The organism is Pseudomonas sp. MDT1-17 (assembly GCF_054898105.1).
In genome coordinates this window covers 1,395,671-1,411,883 of record NZ_JBUBVM010000001.1, presented here as the reverse complement: position 1 = coordinate 1,411,883, position 16,213 = coordinate 1,395,671, and the positions used below count along the sequence as shown (strand labels likewise).

The 16,213-nt window shown below is 58.1% G+C and carries 17 protein-coding genes; 5 read left to right on the top strand and 12 right to left on the bottom strand.

All coding sequences use genetic code 11. From position 1 onward, the window contains the following. Positions 1 to 6: 6 nt before the first annotated feature. From lspA to murJ, 4 genes are all read right to left on the bottom strand, one after another. Positions 7 to 519 (bottom strand): signal peptidase II, encoded by a 513-nt coding sequence (gene lspA, locus ACYZTX_RS06235; RefSeq protein WP_462033357.1) that lies wholly within the window; start codon positions 517 to 519, stop codon positions 7 to 9. Then, positions 512 to 3,343: an isoleucine--tRNA ligase gene (gene ileS, locus ACYZTX_RS06230; RefSeq protein ID WP_462033356.1), complete on the bottom strand. Its 2,832-nt coding sequence runs from the start codon at positions 3,341 to 3,343 to the stop codon at positions 512 to 514. The genes lspA and ileS overlap by 8 nt, the downstream gene beginning before the upstream one ends. After that, positions 3,344 to 4,294, bottom strand: a complete 951-nt coding sequence (gene ribF, locus ACYZTX_RS06225) for a bifunctional riboflavin kinase/FAD synthetase (protein WP_462033355.1) — start codon at positions 4,292 to 4,294, stop codon at positions 3,344 to 3,346. Between the two features lie 129 nt (positions 4,295 to 4,423). After that, positions 4,424 to 5,962, bottom strand: coding sequence for a murein biosynthesis integral membrane protein MurJ (murJ, locus tag ACYZTX_RS06220; protein WP_462033354.1), 1,539 nt, complete (start codon positions 5,960 to 5,962; stop codon positions 4,424 to 4,426). A 252-nt stretch (positions 5,963 to 6,214) separates the two neighbouring features. Between murJ and rpsT the strand changes: the two genes are divergently transcribed. Further along, positions 6,215 to 6,493, top strand: coding sequence for a 30S ribosomal protein S20 (gene rpsT / locus ACYZTX_RS06215; RefSeq protein ID WP_008154937.1), 279 nt, complete (start codon positions 6,215 to 6,217; stop codon positions 6,491 to 6,493). 121 nt (positions 6,494 to 6,614) lie between these two features. Here rpsT and ACYZTX_RS06210 read toward each other — a convergent pair whose 3' ends face one another. The 5 genes from ACYZTX_RS06210 to rplU form a co-directional block, all read right to left on the bottom strand. After that, entirely contained in the window at positions 6,615 to 7,079 is a 465-nt protein-coding gene (locus ACYZTX_RS06210; protein WP_462033353.1) for a CreA family protein, read from the bottom strand. Between the two features lie 12 nt (positions 7,080 to 7,091). Beyond that, complete coding sequence (proB, locus tag ACYZTX_RS06205) at positions 7,092 to 8,210, bottom strand: glutamate 5-kinase (protein ID WP_462036993.1); 1,119 nt, start codon at positions 8,208 to 8,210, stop codon at positions 7,092 to 7,094. A 123-nt stretch (positions 8,211 to 8,333) separates the two neighbouring features. Beyond that, positions 8,334 to 9,557, bottom strand: a complete 1,224-nt coding sequence (gene cgtA / locus ACYZTX_RS06200) for an Obg family GTPase CgtA (RefSeq protein WP_462033352.1) — start codon at positions 9,555 to 9,557, stop codon at positions 8,334 to 8,336. A gap of 194 nt (positions 9,558 to 9,751) precedes the next feature. After that, entirely contained in the window at positions 9,752 to 10,027 is a 276-nt protein-coding gene (gene rpmA, locus ACYZTX_RS06195) for a 50S ribosomal protein L27 (protein WP_003215862.1), read from the bottom strand. Between the two features lie 34 nt (positions 10,028 to 10,061). Further along, positions 10,062 to 10,376 (bottom strand): 50S ribosomal protein L21, encoded by a 315-nt coding sequence (rplU, locus tag ACYZTX_RS06190; protein WP_003176051.1) that lies wholly within the window; start codon positions 10,374 to 10,376, stop codon positions 10,062 to 10,064. 240 nt (positions 10,377 to 10,616) lie between these two features. Between rplU and ACYZTX_RS06185 the strand changes: the two genes are divergently transcribed. From ACYZTX_RS06185 to ACYZTX_RS06175, 3 genes are all read left to right on the top strand, one after another. Beyond that, positions 10,617 to 11,585 carry a polyprenyl synthetase family protein gene (locus tag ACYZTX_RS06185; protein ID WP_462033351.1) on the top strand — a complete coding sequence of 323 codons (969 nt, stop codon included), beginning with the start codon at positions 10,617 to 10,619 and terminating at the stop codon, positions 11,583 to 11,585. Positions 11,586 to 11,696: 111 nt separating this feature from the next. Then, a complete protein-coding gene (locus ACYZTX_RS06180; protein ID WP_008154270.1) occupies positions 11,697 to 12,038 on the top strand; it encodes a zinc ribbon domain-containing protein YjdM in 342 nt (113 codons plus the stop codon). Between the two features lie 205 nt (positions 12,039 to 12,243). Further along, complete coding sequence (locus ACYZTX_RS06175; RefSeq protein ID WP_008154268.1) at positions 12,244 to 12,501, top strand: PA4570 family protein; 258 nt, start codon at positions 12,244 to 12,246, stop codon at positions 12,499 to 12,501. A 49-nt stretch (positions 12,502 to 12,550) separates the two neighbouring features. Here the strand turns inward: ACYZTX_RS06175 and ACYZTX_RS06170 are convergent, their stop codons facing one another. From ACYZTX_RS06170 to ACYZTX_RS06160, 3 genes are all read right to left on the bottom strand, one after another. Then, positions 12,551 to 13,168 carry an FKBP-type peptidyl-prolyl cis-trans isomerase gene (locus ACYZTX_RS06170; protein WP_462033350.1) on the bottom strand — a complete coding sequence of 206 codons (618 nt, stop codon included), beginning with the start codon at positions 13,166 to 13,168 and terminating at the stop codon, positions 12,551 to 12,553. A gap of 121 nt (positions 13,169 to 13,289) precedes the next feature. Further along, positions 13,290 to 13,601, bottom strand: a complete 312-nt coding sequence (locus ACYZTX_RS06165; protein ID WP_462033349.1) for a DUF6482 family protein — start codon at positions 13,599 to 13,601, stop codon at positions 13,290 to 13,292. A gap of 132 nt (positions 13,602 to 13,733) precedes the next feature. Then, positions 13,734 to 14,222: a TIGR00645 family protein gene (locus ACYZTX_RS06160; RefSeq protein ID WP_282381060.1), complete on the bottom strand. Its 489-nt coding sequence runs from the start codon at positions 14,220 to 14,222 to the stop codon at positions 13,734 to 13,736. A gap of 159 nt (positions 14,223 to 14,381) precedes the next feature. Between ACYZTX_RS06160 and ACYZTX_RS06155 the strand changes: the two genes are divergently transcribed. Continuing rightward, entirely contained in the window at positions 14,382 to 16,211 is a 1,830-nt protein-coding gene (locus ACYZTX_RS06155; protein WP_462033348.1) for a hypothetical protein, read from the top strand. Positions 16,212 to 16,213 lie beyond the last annotated feature (2 nt).

The following is a 16,213-nucleotide window of genomic DNA, read 5'->3' as shown; positions in this document are numbered from 1 at the left end:
ACCTGTTCAGTCATGAACGGCTTCTCCGGTCTTTTTACTTTTGAACATATCCAGCGCAAGCATCACGGCACCGACAGTAATTGCACTGTCGGCAACGTTGAACGCCGGGAAATACCAGCGGTTCTGCCAATGCACCAGGATGAAATCGATCACATGGCCATAGGCAATGCGATCATACAGATTGCCCAGCGCGCCACCCAGAACCAGCGCCAAAGCGACGGCCAGCCAGGTTTCGTTGCGCCCCAGACGTTTGAGCCAGATCAGCAGCACGGCGCTGACCACCACCGCGATCAGGGCAAACAACCAGCGCTGCCAGCCAGAGCTGTCAGCCAGGAAACTGAACGCCGCGCCGGTGTTGTAGGCCAGGGTCCAGCTGAACAGATCGGGGATCACCACGATTTGCTGGTACATCTCGAGCTTGCCTTCGAAGTAGAACTTGCTGGCCTGGTCGATGACCAGGACCAGCAAGCTCAACCAGAGCCAGCTCAGCCGTCCGAAACGGCTAGCAGCATTAGGCATAGTGACGAACCTCGCCAGCGCCGCTGATGTTATCGACGCAACGACCGCAGATTTCCGGGTGCTCCGGGTTCACGCCGACGTCTTCACGGCAATGCCAGCAACGGGCGCACTTGGTGTGGCTCGACTTGACCACTTGCAGTTTCAACCCGCTGACTTCGGTGACCACCGCATCGGCCGGCGCCTGCACGAACGGTGCAACGCTGGCGGTCGAGGTGATCAGTACGAAGCGCAGTTCGTTGCTCAGCTTGGCCAGGTCGGCGCTCAGCGCCTCTTCGGCGAACAGCGTCACTTCGGCTTGCAGGTTGCCACCGACGGCCTTGGCCGCGCGCTGGATTTCCATTTCCTTGTTGACCGCGACCTTCACCGCCATGATCCGCTCCCAGTAGGCGCGGTCCAGCTCGACGCCTTCCGGCAGCTCGGTCAGGCCTTCGTACCAGGTGTTGAGCATCACGGATTCGTTACGCTCGCCCGGCAGGTATTCCCACAGTTCGTCGGCGGTGAACGCCAGGATCGGCGCGATCCAGCGCACCAGCGCTTCGGAGATGTGGTACAGCGCGGTTTGCGCCGAACGGCGGGCCTTGCTGTTGGCGCCAGTGGTGTACTGGCGGTCCTTGATGATATCGAGGTAGAAACCGCCCAGCTCCTGCACGCAGAAGTTGTGGATCTTGGAGTAGACGTTCCAGAAACGGTATTCACTGTAGTGCTCTTGCAACTCGCGTTGCAGCAGCAGGGTGCGGTCCACGGCCCAACGGTCCAGCGCCAGCATTTCTTCGGCCGGCAGGATGTCGGTTGCCGGGTTGAAACCGGTCAGATTGGAGAGCAGGAAGCGCGCGGTGTTACGGATACGCCGGTAGGCGTCCGCACTGCGTTGCAGGATCTGCTCGGAAACCGCCATTTCACCCGAGTAATCGGTGGAAGCGACCCACAGACGCATGATGTCGGCGCCCAGCGTGTCATTGACCTTTTGTGGCGCGATCACGTTACCCAAGGACTTGGACATCTTGCGACCGGACTCGTCGACGGTGAAGCCGTGAGTCAGCAGCTCGCGGTACGGCGCGTGATTGTCGATGGCGCAACCGGTCAGCAGCGACGAGTGGAACCAGCCACGGTGTTGGTCCGAGCCTTCCAGGTACAAGTCGGCACGCGGGCCGATCTCGTGGCCCATCGGGTGCGAACCGCGCAGGACATGCCAGTGCGTGGTGCCCGAATCGAACCAGACGTCCAGGGTGTCGCTGATCTTGTCGTACTGCGGCGCTTCGTCACCGAGCAACTCGGCGGCGTCCATCTTGAACCAGGCTTCGATGCCTTCGACTTCGACGCGCTTGGCGACTTCTTCCATCAGCTCGGCGGTACGTGGGTGCAGCTCGCCGCTTTCCTTGTTCAGGAAGAACGGGATCGGCACGCCCCAATTGCGCTGACGCGAGATGCACCAGTCCGGACGGTTGGCGATCATCGAGTGCAGGCGCGCCTGGCCCCAGGCCGGAACGAACTTGGTCTCTTCGATGGCTTTGATCGCGCGCTTGCGCAGGGTTTCGCCAGTGACCGGCTCTTTGTCCATACCGATGAACCACTGCGCGGTGGCGCGGTAGATCAGCGGAGTCTTGTGACGCCAGCAGTGCATGTAACTGTGTTCGATGGTTTCGGTGTGCAGCAGCGCGCCGACTTCCGACAGTTTGTCGACGATGGCCGGGTTGGCCTTCCAGATGAACTGGCCGCCAAAGAACTCCAGCGACGTCGCATAGACGCCGTTGCTTTGTACTGGATTGAGGATGTCGTCGTTGACCATGCCGTACTTCTTGCAGGTCACGAAGTCGTCCACGCCATAGGCCGCAGCGGAGTGAACCACGCCAGTGCCGGCGCCCAGTTCGACGTACTCGGCCAGGTAAACCGGCGACAGACGGTCGTAGAACGGGTGACGGAAGTTGATCAGTTCCAGCTCTTTGCCGGTGGTGGTCGCGATGACCGAACCTTCCAGGCTGTAACGGGCCAGGCACGACTCGACCAGCTCTTCAGCCAGCACCAACAGTTTGTCGCCGACGTCGACCAGGGCGTAGTTGAATTCCGGGTGAACGTTCAGCGCCTGGTTGGCCGGAATGGTCCACGGGGTGGTGGTCCAGATCACGATCGAAGCCGGTTTGCCCAGCGACGGCAGACCGAAAGCAGCCGCCAGCTTGGCTTCGTCGGCAATCGGGAAGGCCACGTCGATGGTCGAGGACTTTTTGTTCTCGTACTCGACTTCCGCTTCAGCCAGGGCCGAACCGCAGTCAAAGCACCAGTTCACAGGCTTGAGGCCCTTGAACACGAAACCGCCCTTGACGATTTCGGCGAGTGCGCGGATTTCACCGGCCTCGTTTTTGAAGTCCATGGTCTTGTACGGGTTGGCGAAGTCGCCCAACACGCCCAGACGGATGAATTCGGACTTCTGGCCTTCGATCTGCTCGGTGGCATAGGCACGGCACAGTTCGCGGGTCTTGTCCGCGCCCAGGTTCTTGCCGTGGGTCACTTCGACTTTGTGCTCGATCGGCAGACCGTGGCAGTCCCAGCCCGGAACATAAGGCGCATCGAAACCCGACAGGGTTTTCGAGCGGATGATCATGTCCTTGAGAATCTTGTTCAGCGCATGACCGATGTGAATCGTGCCGTTGGCGTACGGAGGACCGTCGTGCAGGACGAACTTCGGACGATCCTTGCCAATCTCGCGCAACTTACCGTACAGGCCAATGCTGTCCCAGCGCTGCAGAATCTGCGGTTCGCGCTGAGGCAGGCCGGCCTTCATTGGGAAGGCGGTGTCCGGAAGGTTTAGCGTGGCTTTATAGTCGGTCATTTAAGGCTCTTCATTAGCGATTGGCGCTAGGTGCGACAGGGCACGGGCGGCGGCAACATCCGCATTGATCGCCGTCTTAAGCGCCTCCAGAGAGGCGAAACGCTGCTCTTCACGCAGCTTGTGGTGGAAAACCACCGTCAAACGCCGGTCATACAGATCGCCGGCAAAATCTAAAAGATGCACTTCGAGGTGGGCTTTGCCATCACCTTGGACTGTTGGCCGCACGCCGATATTGGCGACGCCTGGCCAGGTCTTGTCGTCGATGTCGACGTTGACCAGGTAAACCCCGGTCAGCGGTACGCGACGACGCTTGAGTTGTATGTTGGCCGTGGGCGTACCCAATTGGCGCGCCAGCTTCTGGCCATGCAGGACCCGCCCGGTAATCTGGAACGGACGACCGAGCAGCCGTTCGGCAAGGGCAAAATCGGCAGCGGCCAGGGCGTTGCGGACCTGAGTGCTGCTGACGCGAATACCGTCCAGCTCGACGGTTTGCGCCGCTTCGACGGTAAAGCCTTGCAGGACGCCGGCCTGTTGCAGGAAATCGAAATCTCCTACCCGGTCGCAGCCGAAACGGAAGTCGTCACCGACCTCCAGGTGCTGGACGCCGAGGCCGTCGACCAGAATGGTGTCGACGAATTCGCTGGCGCTGAGCTTGCTCAGGCGCTGGTTGAAGGCCAGGCACAGCACCCGGTCGACACCTTCCTCAGCCAGCAGCTGCAGTTTGTCCCGCAGCCGGGCCAGACGGGCCGGAGCCGTATCAGGGGCGAAGAATTCTCGCGGCTGCGGCTCAAAAATCACCACGCAGCTGGGCACGCCCAACTCGAGCGCACGCTCACGGAGCCTTGCCAGGATAGCCTGGTGGCCACGGTGAACACCGTCAAAGTTGCCAATAGTGGCGACACAGCCCCGATGCTGGGGGCGCAGGTTGTGGAGGCCTCGAACCAGCTGCATAACGCGCTTCTTGCTCATAAAGTGGTCGATTATAACCACACCCGGCGGCCGACGACAGGCAACACCGTAACCCAAAGTGATCGAGCCGACAAAACCGTCGATTCGCCCGTGTTTTTCAAGGCAAAGACCTTAGCTCAAGGTCTTGCGATTGAAGTCGCGCAAACGGAAGCCCATCAACAGCAACATGCCGAAATAAGCGACCACACCCGCAACAACCAGTGCGCCAAGACGCAGGAACCGCTCAAGCATATGCCCCTGATCCCACACCGGCATGAAGTGCATCCCGACCAGTAGCACAGCAGACATCACCAACACCGCAACCACTAGTTTGGCAGCGAATTTCGCCCAGCCCGGTTGCGGCTGATACATCTGCTGCTTGCGCAGTTGATAGAACAGCAGGCTGGCGTTAATGCACGCACCGATGCTGATGGCCAGTGCCAGACCGGCGTGGGCCAGCGGGCCGATCAATACCAAGTTGAACAATTGGGTAACAATCAGGGTGAAAATCGCGATTTTTACCGGCGTGCGAATGTTTTGTTGCGCATAAAAACCCGGCGCCAGCACTTTGATCACGATAATCCCGAGCAAACCGACCGAATATGCGATCAGTGCCCGTTGCGTCATGGAGGCGTCAAACGCGCTGAACTGACCGTACTGGAACAGCGAAACGGTCAACGGCTCGGCGAGAATCCCCAGCGCCAGTGAGCACGGTAACACCAGCACGAAACACAGACGCAGACCCCAATCGAGGATCCGCGAATATTCCTGGCGATCCTTGCTGGCGTAAGTCTTGGCCAGGGTCGGCAGGAGAATCGTACCCAGCGCCACACCCAGAACGCCGGAGGGCAACTCCATCAAACGGTCGGCGTAGTACATCCAGGACACGGAACCGGCGACGAGGAACGAAGCGAAAATGGTATTGATGATCAGCGAAATCTGGCTCACGGACACGCCGAGAATCGCCGGAAGCATTTGCTTCATGACCCGCCAGACGCCGCTGTCACGCAGGTTCAGTCGTGGCAACACCAGCAGGCCGATCTTCTTCAGGTGCGGCAGCTGATAGAGCAATTGCGCCAGGCCGCCCACCAGTACTGCCCAGCCCAGCGCCATGACCGGCGGATCGAAATACGGTGTCAGGAACACCGAAAAAATGATCATGCTGACATTGAGCAAGGTTGGGACGAAGGCCGGCACCGAGAATCGGTTATACGTATTTAGGATTGCCCCGGCCAATGAAGACAGGGAGATCAGCAATATATAAGGGAAGGTCACACGCAACAGGCTGGCCGTCAGCTCGAATTTTTCCGGCGTATCGGTGAAACCCGGTGCGGTCGCCCAGATGACCCACGGCGCGGCGATCATGCCCAAAGCGGTGACCAAGGCCAGCACCAGCGTCAGCAAGCCCGAGACGTAGGCAATGAAGGTTCGCGTCGCCTCCTCGCCCTTCTGGCTTTTATATTCAGCAAGAATCGGCACGAACGCCTGGGAAAATGCCCCCTCGGCAAAGATCCGCCGCAGCAGATTGGGCAATTTGAAGGCGATAAAGAAGGCGTCGGTCGCCATCCCCGCGCCAAATGTACGCGCGATAAGGGTGTCACGTACGAACCCCAAAACCCGGGAAAGCATCGTGATAGAGCTGACGGCGGCCAACGATTTGAGCAGATTCATTGAAAGAGTTTGTGCCTGTCGATAAACAGCAGGCGAACAAAGCGCCTACTTATGCGATACTCCGCGCCGCAGCAGCACAGAGCCAAAGCTCGCGAGTTTACAGGTCAAGCGCCGGAAATAAATATCCCGCCTCTTTATACCTACCACTTAGCGGAACGTCTCAACCGCCCTTGACAAGACATCAACTCATCGGCATGATTCGCGGCCTATTTTGTTTGCTATTTCCTAAAAAGTCTTTCGAGGAGCTCGACGGTGGCCAACACACCTTCCGCCAAAAAACGTGCAAAACAGGCTGAGAAGCGTCGCAGCCACAACGCCAGCCTGCGTTCCATGGTTCGTACCTACATCAAGAATGTAGTTAAGGCCATCGACGCAAAAGACGCTGAAAAAGCTCAAGCTGCTTACGTTCTGGCCGTGCCAGTTATCGACCGTATGGCCGATAAAGGCATCATCCACAAGAACAAGGCTGCTCGTCATAAGAGCCGCCTGAACGGTCACGTCAAGGCTCTGAACCTTGCTGTTGCCGCCTAAGCGATAAGCTTGTTAAAAAACCGACCCCAGGGTCGGTTTTTTATTGCCTGCGATTTGAGTAAACGCAGGGCAAAAAAAATGGGAAGAGCCAAGCCCCTCCCACCTTTTGATCTTCCTCAGATTACTGAGCCTGCGCCCACGGCAAAATCGGAATCGCCGTCACCGCATTCTGCGGGCTGCCTTCGATCACACGATCGCTGTAGACCAGGTACACCAGCGTATTGCGCTTCTTGTCGAGGAATCGCACCACCTGCATGGTCTTGAACACCAGCGACGTGCGCTCCTTGAACACCTCGTCGCCATCCTTCAACTCGCCTTTGAAGCTGATCGGCCCGACCTGACGGCAGGCGATAGACGCTTCAGCGCGATCTTCAGCCAACCCCAGACCACCCTTTACGCCGCCCGTCTTGGCACGCGACAGGTAGCAGGTCACGCCCTCGACCTTTGGATCATCAAACGCCTCAACGACGATACGGTCGTTCGGGCCGACGAACTTGAACACCGTCGACACCTGGCCAATCTCCTCGGCCGAGGCCAGCAGCGGCATTACCAACAGCAGACCCAACAATCCTTTTGCAACGCGCATTCAGGTATTCCTTCAGACCAGAATCAGGTTATCGCGGTGAACCAGTTCCGGCTCCGCCATGTAACCCAACAAACCGACAATCGCCTCAGACGACTGACCGATAATTTTTTGTGCTTCCAGCGCACTGTAGTTGGCCAGGCCTCGGGCGATTTCACGACCGTCCGGCGCCACGCAAACCACCATCTCACCACGACGGAAGCTGCCCTGGACCAGCTTGACACCGACCGGCAGCAAACTTTTGTTGCCCTGAGAAAGCGCCGTCACTGCACCCGCATCCAGCACGAGCGTGCCGCGGGTTTGCAGGTGCCCGGCCAGCCATTGCTTGCGCGCCGCCAGCATGCCGCGCTCAGGCGACAGCAAGGTGCCGATGCGCTCGCCCGCCTTGAGGCGATCCAGCACGCGCTCAATGCGCCCGCCGACGATGATGGTGTGCGCACCGGAACGGGCCGCCAGCCGTGCAGCACGCAATTTGGTCTGCATGCCGCCACGACCCAACGCACCACCCGTACCGCCCGCCACCGCATCCAGTGCCGGATCATCGGCGCGCGCTTCGTAAATCAGCTTGGCGTCAGGGTTGTTGCGCGGATCGGCATCGAACATGCCATCGCGATCAGTGAGGATCACCAGCAAGTCTGCCTCGACCAGGTTGGCTACCAGCGCCGCCAAAGTGTCGTTGTCACCGAAACGGATTTCGTCAGTGACCACGGTGTCGTTTTCGTTGATTACCGGAATCACTTTCAGCTCAACCAGCGCTCGCAAGGTGCTGCGGGCGTTCAGGTAGCGCTTGCGGTCGGACAAGTCGTCGTGCGTCAGGAGAATCTGTGCGGTATGCCGGCCATGCTCGGCAAAGCTCGACTCCCAAGCCTGCACCAGCCCCATCTGGCCAATGGCGGCAGCAGCCTGCAACTCGTGCATCGCACTGGGTCGGACGGTCCAGCCCAAGCGACTCATGCCGGCCGCCACCGCCCCGGAGGACACCAGCACCAGCTCGACGCCGGCCTCATGCAAAGCCACCATCTGCTCGACCCAAACACTCATTGCCGCGCGATCCAGGCCCTTGCCGTCCGCTGTCAGCAAAGCGCTGCCGATCTTCACGACCCAACGCTGCGCACCTGTCACCTTGCTCCGCATCATCTTCAACCTTAGCTTGAGGACAGCGCGACCCAGCGCTGCCCGTGACGTTATTCGTGACTACCGATTTCCAGATACTAAAACGCCGCTCTGGTGAGCGGCGTTTAAGTTTATCGCAACGAATCAGTCACGCACGTAAATGATTTCCGGACCGTCTTCGTCATCCACATCTTCTTCATCCCAATCATCGTCGCCGATGTCGTGGACCGACTTCACGCCGCTACGGCGCAGGGCACGCTGATCATCCAGCGCCTGCAACTGAGCACGAGCTTCGTCTTCGATGCGCTGATCGAGATCGGCCAACTCTTCTTTGTAGGCCGGATCATTAGCCAGGCGATCGGCACGATCTTCCATGTAACGCATGATGTCGTGGCAAAGACGCTCAGTGCCCAGCTTGGAGATGGCCGAGATCACGTAGACCGGACCGGTCCATTCCAGGCGATCAACGATCTCCTTGACGCGAGCGTCGTGCTCTTCTTCAAGGATCTGGTCGCACTTGTTCAGCACCAGCCAACGATCACGCTCAGCCAGGGATGGGCTGAACTTGGTCAGTTCACTGACGATTACTTCAGCAGCATCCGGTGCGCTGGCATCATCGAGCGGCGCCATGTCAACGAGGTGCAGCAGCAGACGCGTACGCGACAAGTGCTTGAGGAAACGAATCCCCAGACCCGCACCATCGGAAGCGCCTTCGATCAGACCCGGAATGTCCGCGACCACGAAGCTTTTCCAGCGATCGACGCTGACCACACCCAGGTTCGGCACCAGCGTGGTGAACGGATAGTCGGCGACTTTCGGCTTGGCGGCCGACACCGAACGAATGAAGGTACTTTTGCCGGCGTTCGGCAAGCCCAGCAGACCGACGTCTGCCAACACCTTCATTTCCAGCTTCAGATCACGCGCCTCACCCGGCTTACCCGGAGTGGTCTGACGAGGAGCACGGTTGGTACTGGATTTGAATCGGGTGTTACCCAGACCGTGCCAGCCGCCATGCGCGACCAACAGCTTTTGACCGGCCTTGGTCAAGTCGCCGATTATTTCCTGGGTGGCAGAGTCGATGACCGTGGTGCCCACCGGAACACGCAGCACCAGCTCTTCTCCTTTCTTGCCGGTGCAGTCAGTGCTGCCGCCGTTGGAACCGCGCTCGGCATCGAAGTGCCGGGTGTAACGGTAGTCCACCAAGGTGTTCAGGTTTTCGTCGGCAACCATGTAGACCGAGCCGCCATCACCACCGTCACCGCCGTTCGGGCCGCCGTTTTCAATAAATTTTTCGCGACGGAAGCTCATGCAACCGTTACCGCCGTCCCCGGCCTTTACTCGAATCGATACTTCATCAACAAACTTCATAACAAAACGCCTCTCGTCATACGGACGAGCCGAAAAACACTAAGACATAAGACTCTTGCAAAAATGAGCGCAGCGACCTCAATCAACGACCGCAAATCCAGCGCTGGAGCCCATCACAAACAGCTTTGCAAGAGACTCACCCCACAAACGAAAAAGCCCCGTCGCGAGACAGGGCTTTTCCAGCAACTACGTAATTATGCCGCGACGACTTCAGTCTTCGGGACAATGCTCACGTAACGGCGGTTGAAAGCGCCTTTTACTTCAAACTTGATCACGCCGTCGATTTTAGCGAACAGAGTGTGATCTTTACCCATGCCAACACCGTAACCGGCGTGGAATTGGGTGCCGCGCTGACGCACGATGATGTTGCCCGGAATGATAACCTGGCCGCCATACATCTTCACGCCAAGGCGTTTGGCTTCTGAGTCGCGACCGTTACGGGTACTACCACCAGCTTTTTTGTGTGCCATGAGTCAATTCTCCTAGTGAGGAATTAGGCTGAAATTAAGCCTGAATACCGGTGATTTTGATCTCGGTGTACCACTGGCGGTGGCCCATACGCTTCATGTGGTGCTTACGACGACGGAACTTGATGATGCGGACTTTATCGTGACGACCTTGGGAGATCACTTCAGCCACAACGGTAGCGCCAGCAACAACTGGAGCGCCGATGTTCACGTCATCGCCATTGGCGACCAACAGAACGCGATCAAAAGTAACGGATTCGCCGGTAGCGATTTCCAGTTTTTCGATCTTCAGGTATTCACCTGGGGCGACCTTGTATTGCTTGCCACCAGTAACAATTACTGCGTACGACATGGTATTTCTCCGATAATCCTGCTCACCCAGCTCTTTATAAGAAGAGGTATTGGCTGGCATGGCTGCATAAGGCTGGAAGGCCTGTTTGCAATTGCGTAAGGCAGGTGCTGCCCAGGAAGTTCAGGGTGCGCGATTGTACGCAAGCTGCCGGGGCGATGCAAGAGGCCGTCCATCGTACCTTGACACCCGCCGACGTGGGTCCTAGCATGCCGCGCAACCCTTCTGGAGCAACTGTCGCTGATGCAACCCCAAGCTTTCTACCGCGCGGTGGCGGACGATTTTAGCGCCGTCGACGGCATCATCAAGAAACAGCTGACTTCCCGAGTGCCGCTGGTATCGAAAATCGGCGACTACATTACCTCGGCTGGCGGTAAACGCCTGCGCCCGTTGCTCGTGCTGCTGTGCGGCAAGGCGCTCGGCCGCGAAGGTGATGACCTGCGTCTGCTGGCCGCGACCATCGAGTTCCTGCACACCGCCACCCTGCTGCACGACGACGTCGTCGACATGTCCGGCATGCGCCGTGGCCGCTCGACCGCCAACGCCATGTGGGGCAACGCGCCGAGCGTGCTGGTGGGCGACTTCCTGTATTCGCGTTCTTTCGAAATGATGGTCGAACTGGGCTCCATGCCGGTGATGAAGATCCTTTCGCAAGCCACGCGCATCATCGCTGAAGGCGAAGTGTTGCAGCTGTCGAAGGTCCGCGACGCCAGCACCACCGAAGAAACCTACATGGAAGTCATCCGCGGCAAAACCGCGATGCTCTTCGAAGCCTCGACCCACAGTGCCGCAGCTCTCTGCGAAGCCACAGCGGAACAGGCTGAAGCCCTGCGCACGTTTGGCGACCATTTGGGCGTGGCGTTCCAACTGGTCGACGACCTGCTGGACTACAAAGGTGACGCTGAAACCCTGGGCAAGAACGTCGGTGACGACCTGGCTGAAGGCAAGCCAACCCTCCCGCTGATCTACACCATGCGTGAAGGCACGCCGGAGCAGGCTGCACTGGTTCGCAAAGCAATCCAGAAAGGCGGCATCGAAGACCTGAAAAGCATCCGCGAAGCCGTCGAAGCGTCAGGCTCGCTGGATTATACCGCCCAACTGGCTCGCGACTATGTGGCTCGAGCGATCAAATGCCTCGACGCGCTGCCTGCCAGCGAATACCGCGATGCTCTGGTCGAGTTGAGCGAGTTTGCGGTCGCGCGCACGCACTGACAGTCCTCAACCTGTGGGGACCCTTCCCCACAGGTTTGCTCCTCGCCCTCCTCCGCCTAAAAACCCTATACAATGTGCGACTTTTAGCGATCCTCAACCCAAGGAGCTTTAGTGAGCACGTTGCCACCCTGCCCAAAATGCAATTCCGAATACACCTACGAAGACGGCGCCCAGCTGATCTGCCCTGAGTGCGCCCACGAGTGGTCCGCCAGTGGAGAAGCCGAAGCAGTGTCCGATGACACCGTAAAAAAGGATTCGGTGGGCAATGTCCTGCAGGACGGCGACACCATCACCGTGATCAAGGACCTCAAGGTCAAAGGCACGTCGCTGGTGGTCAAGGTCGGCACCAAGGTCAAGAACATCCGCCTGTGCGATGGCGATCACGACATCGATTGCAAGATCGACGGCATCGGCCCGATGAAGCTCAAATCCGAATTCGTCAGAAAAGTCTGAGTCTGTTGTCTTCCATCCTGCGCCCTGCGTGGGATGGTGTTTCACCCTCCCCGCCTGACCCAACAGTCCTTCACACTAGACAAACGCCAGCCGTTTTGACCTTGCGCAATCTTTCCCCCGAAAAAAACACAAACCGCCAATAGGTCCTTGCTATTTGATGAATAGGAATTATTCTCATTGAGACCTATCAATGGAGATGAGACCCATGACTTATTTGATCGATGCCTGGCTGGACCGGCCACACCCTTACCTCAGGATCCTGCATCGGGAAACCGGGGAAGTCTGTGCGGTGCTTGAAGAAGAAGCCTTGAACGAGCTGCAGGATCAGGGTGATCTGGACGTCAACGGCTTGAGTTCCAGCGAGCCGGTGGTGCTCAAGGAACTGGTGCGCAATCTGTTTCTGTTCTGCTATGCCCGGGCATTGCGCCCGACAAGCGAACTGCACCACAAGATCGAGATATGAGAAACACTGAAAAACCCTGTAGGGGCAGAGCGCCTACAGGGTTACGGTCTTACAGAACGTCGAGCAGTTCGACGTCGAATACCAGCACGCTGTGCGGCGGAATGCTGCCAACGCCTTGAGCGCCGTAAGCCAGTTCGCTCGGCACGTACAGACGCCATTTGCTACCGGCGTTCATCAGTTGCAGGGCTTCGGTCCAGCCAGGGATCACGCCGCCGACCGGGAATTCTGCAGGCTGACCACGATCGTAGGAGCTGTCGAACACAGTGCCGTCGATCAGGGTGCCGTGGTAGTGAGTACGCACTTGATCTTCACGGGTTGGCTTGGCGCCTTCACCGGCGGTCAGCACTTCGAATTGCAGGCCGGACGCCAGGGTGGTGATGCCGTCACGCTTGGCGTTTTCAGCCAGGAATGCCAGGCCTTCGCCAGCAGCTGCTTCAGCTTTGGCTGCTGCTTCAGCTTGCATGATTTCGCGGATTACCTTGAAGCTTGCGGACATTTCTTCCTGACCCACACGGCTTTCCTTGCCGGCGAATGCGTCGGTCAGACCTGCCAGGATCGCGTCCAGGCTAACGCCCGGTGGCGGGTTGTCGCGCAGTTGGTCGCCGAGCTGACGGCCAATACCGTAGCTGACGCGGGTTTCGTCGGTGGACAGATTTACTTCGGACATGACACTGCTCCGCTGTGCGGGCGGCCCTGGAACTTGCCGTGCGTGCACAGCGCATCCCGGAGCGCCCGGAACCAAAAGGGCCAGCAGACTAGCACAGATGCCATCGCGTTGATGAGAGGGGTCAGCGCTGCCAGACAGAACGGAAGGCGATCGGCACCTTCAGGCTTTCCTCTGCATTGGCAACGAGCCCGCACATTTCGTCATGAACAGAGGTGTGCACGAGATTAAACGGCAAATTGGGGCAAGCATGTAGCACCTGACGTGCGTGTTCGACCGAGCGCACATGAAACATCTGTCCATGGACATCGCTCAACGGGTACGCGGCGCCGTGCATTCGCGCTTCCAGCAGATAGATGCCCCCCTCCATGGAGATCAGGTTCAACTCATCGACCTTCCCGGCGATGGCATAGGCATTCAGCTCTTGCAGGTTCATGAACACACCTCACACAGTGGCGAGCCAAGACCCTTACAGGCATAGGCCTCGGCGCATCAAAGTACAAGCCACAAACGACACCGCCCGTCTGTTTCGCAACAGACGGGCGGTTTGGTATAGCGATTAAAGCGATCAGTGCTTGGTCAGTTTATCCAGATAACCCATGGCAAACGCCGAAATCACGAAGGTCATGTGGATGATCACGTACCACTTCAAATGCTCGGGATCGATGTTCTTGGCGTCCATGAAAACCCGCAGCAGGTGGATGGACGAAATCGCCACGATGGAAGCGGCCACCTTCATCTTCAACGAAGAAGAATCCATGGTGCCCAACCAGTTGAGCTTCTCCTTGCCTTCGTCGATATCCAGTTGGGAAACGAAGTTCTCGTACCCGGAGATCATCACCATCACCAGCAGGCCGCCCACCAGCGCCATGTCGATCAGCGACAGCAGCACCAAAATCAGATCCGACTCGGCCATCGAGAACACGTTGGGGATGACGTGAAACACTTCCTGGAAGAATTTCAGCGCCAGCGCCAGCAGCCCGAGGGACAGACCGAAGTAGATCGGCGCCAGCAGCCAGCGCGAGGCGTACATTGCGTTTTCGATAAAGCGTTCCATTAAATCTCACATGTGGGCTGGAAATGGCCGGGAGTATATCAGCCCCTCGTTACACCCAGAAATCGTCGAGAAATCCGCAACCTGCGTGTGTGTGACAAGGTTTTTCTGCTAGTGTCCAAAGCATTGACAGCTCAGCGACAGCGGACAGGAAGACGGGAAATGGATGTGCGATTGCCTTTAACGAGCGCCGGAATTTGCCTGGCTTTGCTGATGAGCGGCTGCTCTCCCAGCGATGAGAAGCGCCAGGTCAGCCTCGAGGAAAAGACTGCGCAGTTCGAGAAGTCTCTGGATGCGATTCAGGACCCAAAACTCAAGGATGCCGTGGCTGAACTCGGCGGCTCACTGTTGTTGCTCGAGCGTGCGCAACTCAAGCTCGACAGCAAACCGGTGGAAACAGAATACGGCGAAGACGCCCTCGCCGTGCTCAAGCACTACCCCACGCCACAAGCCCTGGTCGACACCTACATCAACGGTCTGTTCGTACTGCTCAAAGACTCCAGTTCCGACTACCTGACCGATCTGCAACCGGTGTTCCCTTTCAACTTCAACATTCCGGCCGCGTTTCTCTTTCCCCATGGGCTGGAATGGCAATCGGTGACCCTGAGCAACAAACGCGTCATCCCGTTTCAGCCGGAATGGTCGGAAACCGATCCCGGTATACAGTTGAGCCCGTCGAGCTCAAACCTGACCAACCCCGACGACCTGACAGTGACCTACCCCTTCATCGATGGCCTGGACGTCGAAAACAAGAACCAGCCACAACCGGTGAGCCTGCAAGGCAAGGTAGAAGTGATCGCACCGCGCCGGCTCTACAGCTTCGACCTGACGAAAAAGGACGTTGGCCAGACTCGCACCAACGACAACCTCAGCGTCACCCTGCTGAAACTTGCCAACAACTACGCCGAAATCGAATTCAACAACAGCGCACCCCTGGCCCCCGAGGTCAGCGAAACACCGTTGAACCCGCTGATCGTTCAGGCCAGGGACACCACAGGGCAATTTATCTCGCGCTCAGGCTCGATAAACGAAACCGCCGCACAAATTGCCTTCTACCAAAAACAACTGGCGAAAATTCAGCAGCAGAAGGCCTGGAGCGAGAGCTTCGAGCAACAGATCAACGAAGAGCAGCGCGTCTTTGATCAGCAACAGAGCCACCATTATTCCAAGGTGTACTTCAACGGGCCGATCGAGACCCTCGAGGTCAGCGTACTGGACTTCTCAACCGCCACGGTGACCCGCAAGGGCCTGGACCTGCCAGTCCGTCGCTTCGACCAGCACACCACGGAAAAGGCCATTCAGCCACTGACGTTGCCGGTTGTGGTGTACGACGACCAGGCCCCGATCTGGCTCAAGGGCGCAACGCTTGGCGAGGAACAACTGAAAAAGAACGTCAGTATCAGTCAGTCGGTCGAAGACCCCAGCGCCGCGCGTATCGAGTTCGATCACTCCAAAAGCTTCAATGACGAGTTGCTCGGCACCTCCTTCAATCCCGGTGAGAGCCCGGTCAGTTTCTTTACCGAGGACGGTAGCGGCAAACGCGATGAGCCAATTGAATTACCGCCGGAGGCTTACCAGGTTGATCCCCTGCGCGGCACCATTACTTACGACTTGAATTTGTTTCCGCAAACCCCGGCTTACGCGGTGGGCTCCATGCCGCTGTTCCTCGCCTCCGTCGAAAAGAAAACCATCGACGCCCACCAGTTGCCCAAAGGGCTGCTGCTTAAAGGCAATGCGCTGGTGGTTGATCTGAAGCTGTTTCCCGCCCAGGACTGGCGTTTCTTCGCCAGGGACGACAGCGGCAATTATCTGAAGGAGATTCTTTCGGTCATTCACGATGCGAGCGCAGAAGGCCCGGCATTATTGGGCGTGCATTACTTCTACGGGCAGCCTGCCCGACTGGAAACCTATCAACGAACAGACCTCAACACCGTGCAATACGGTTTCGAGGTCAAACTCGACAAGGCGGATACGTCCCACCTTGCCCAATAGAC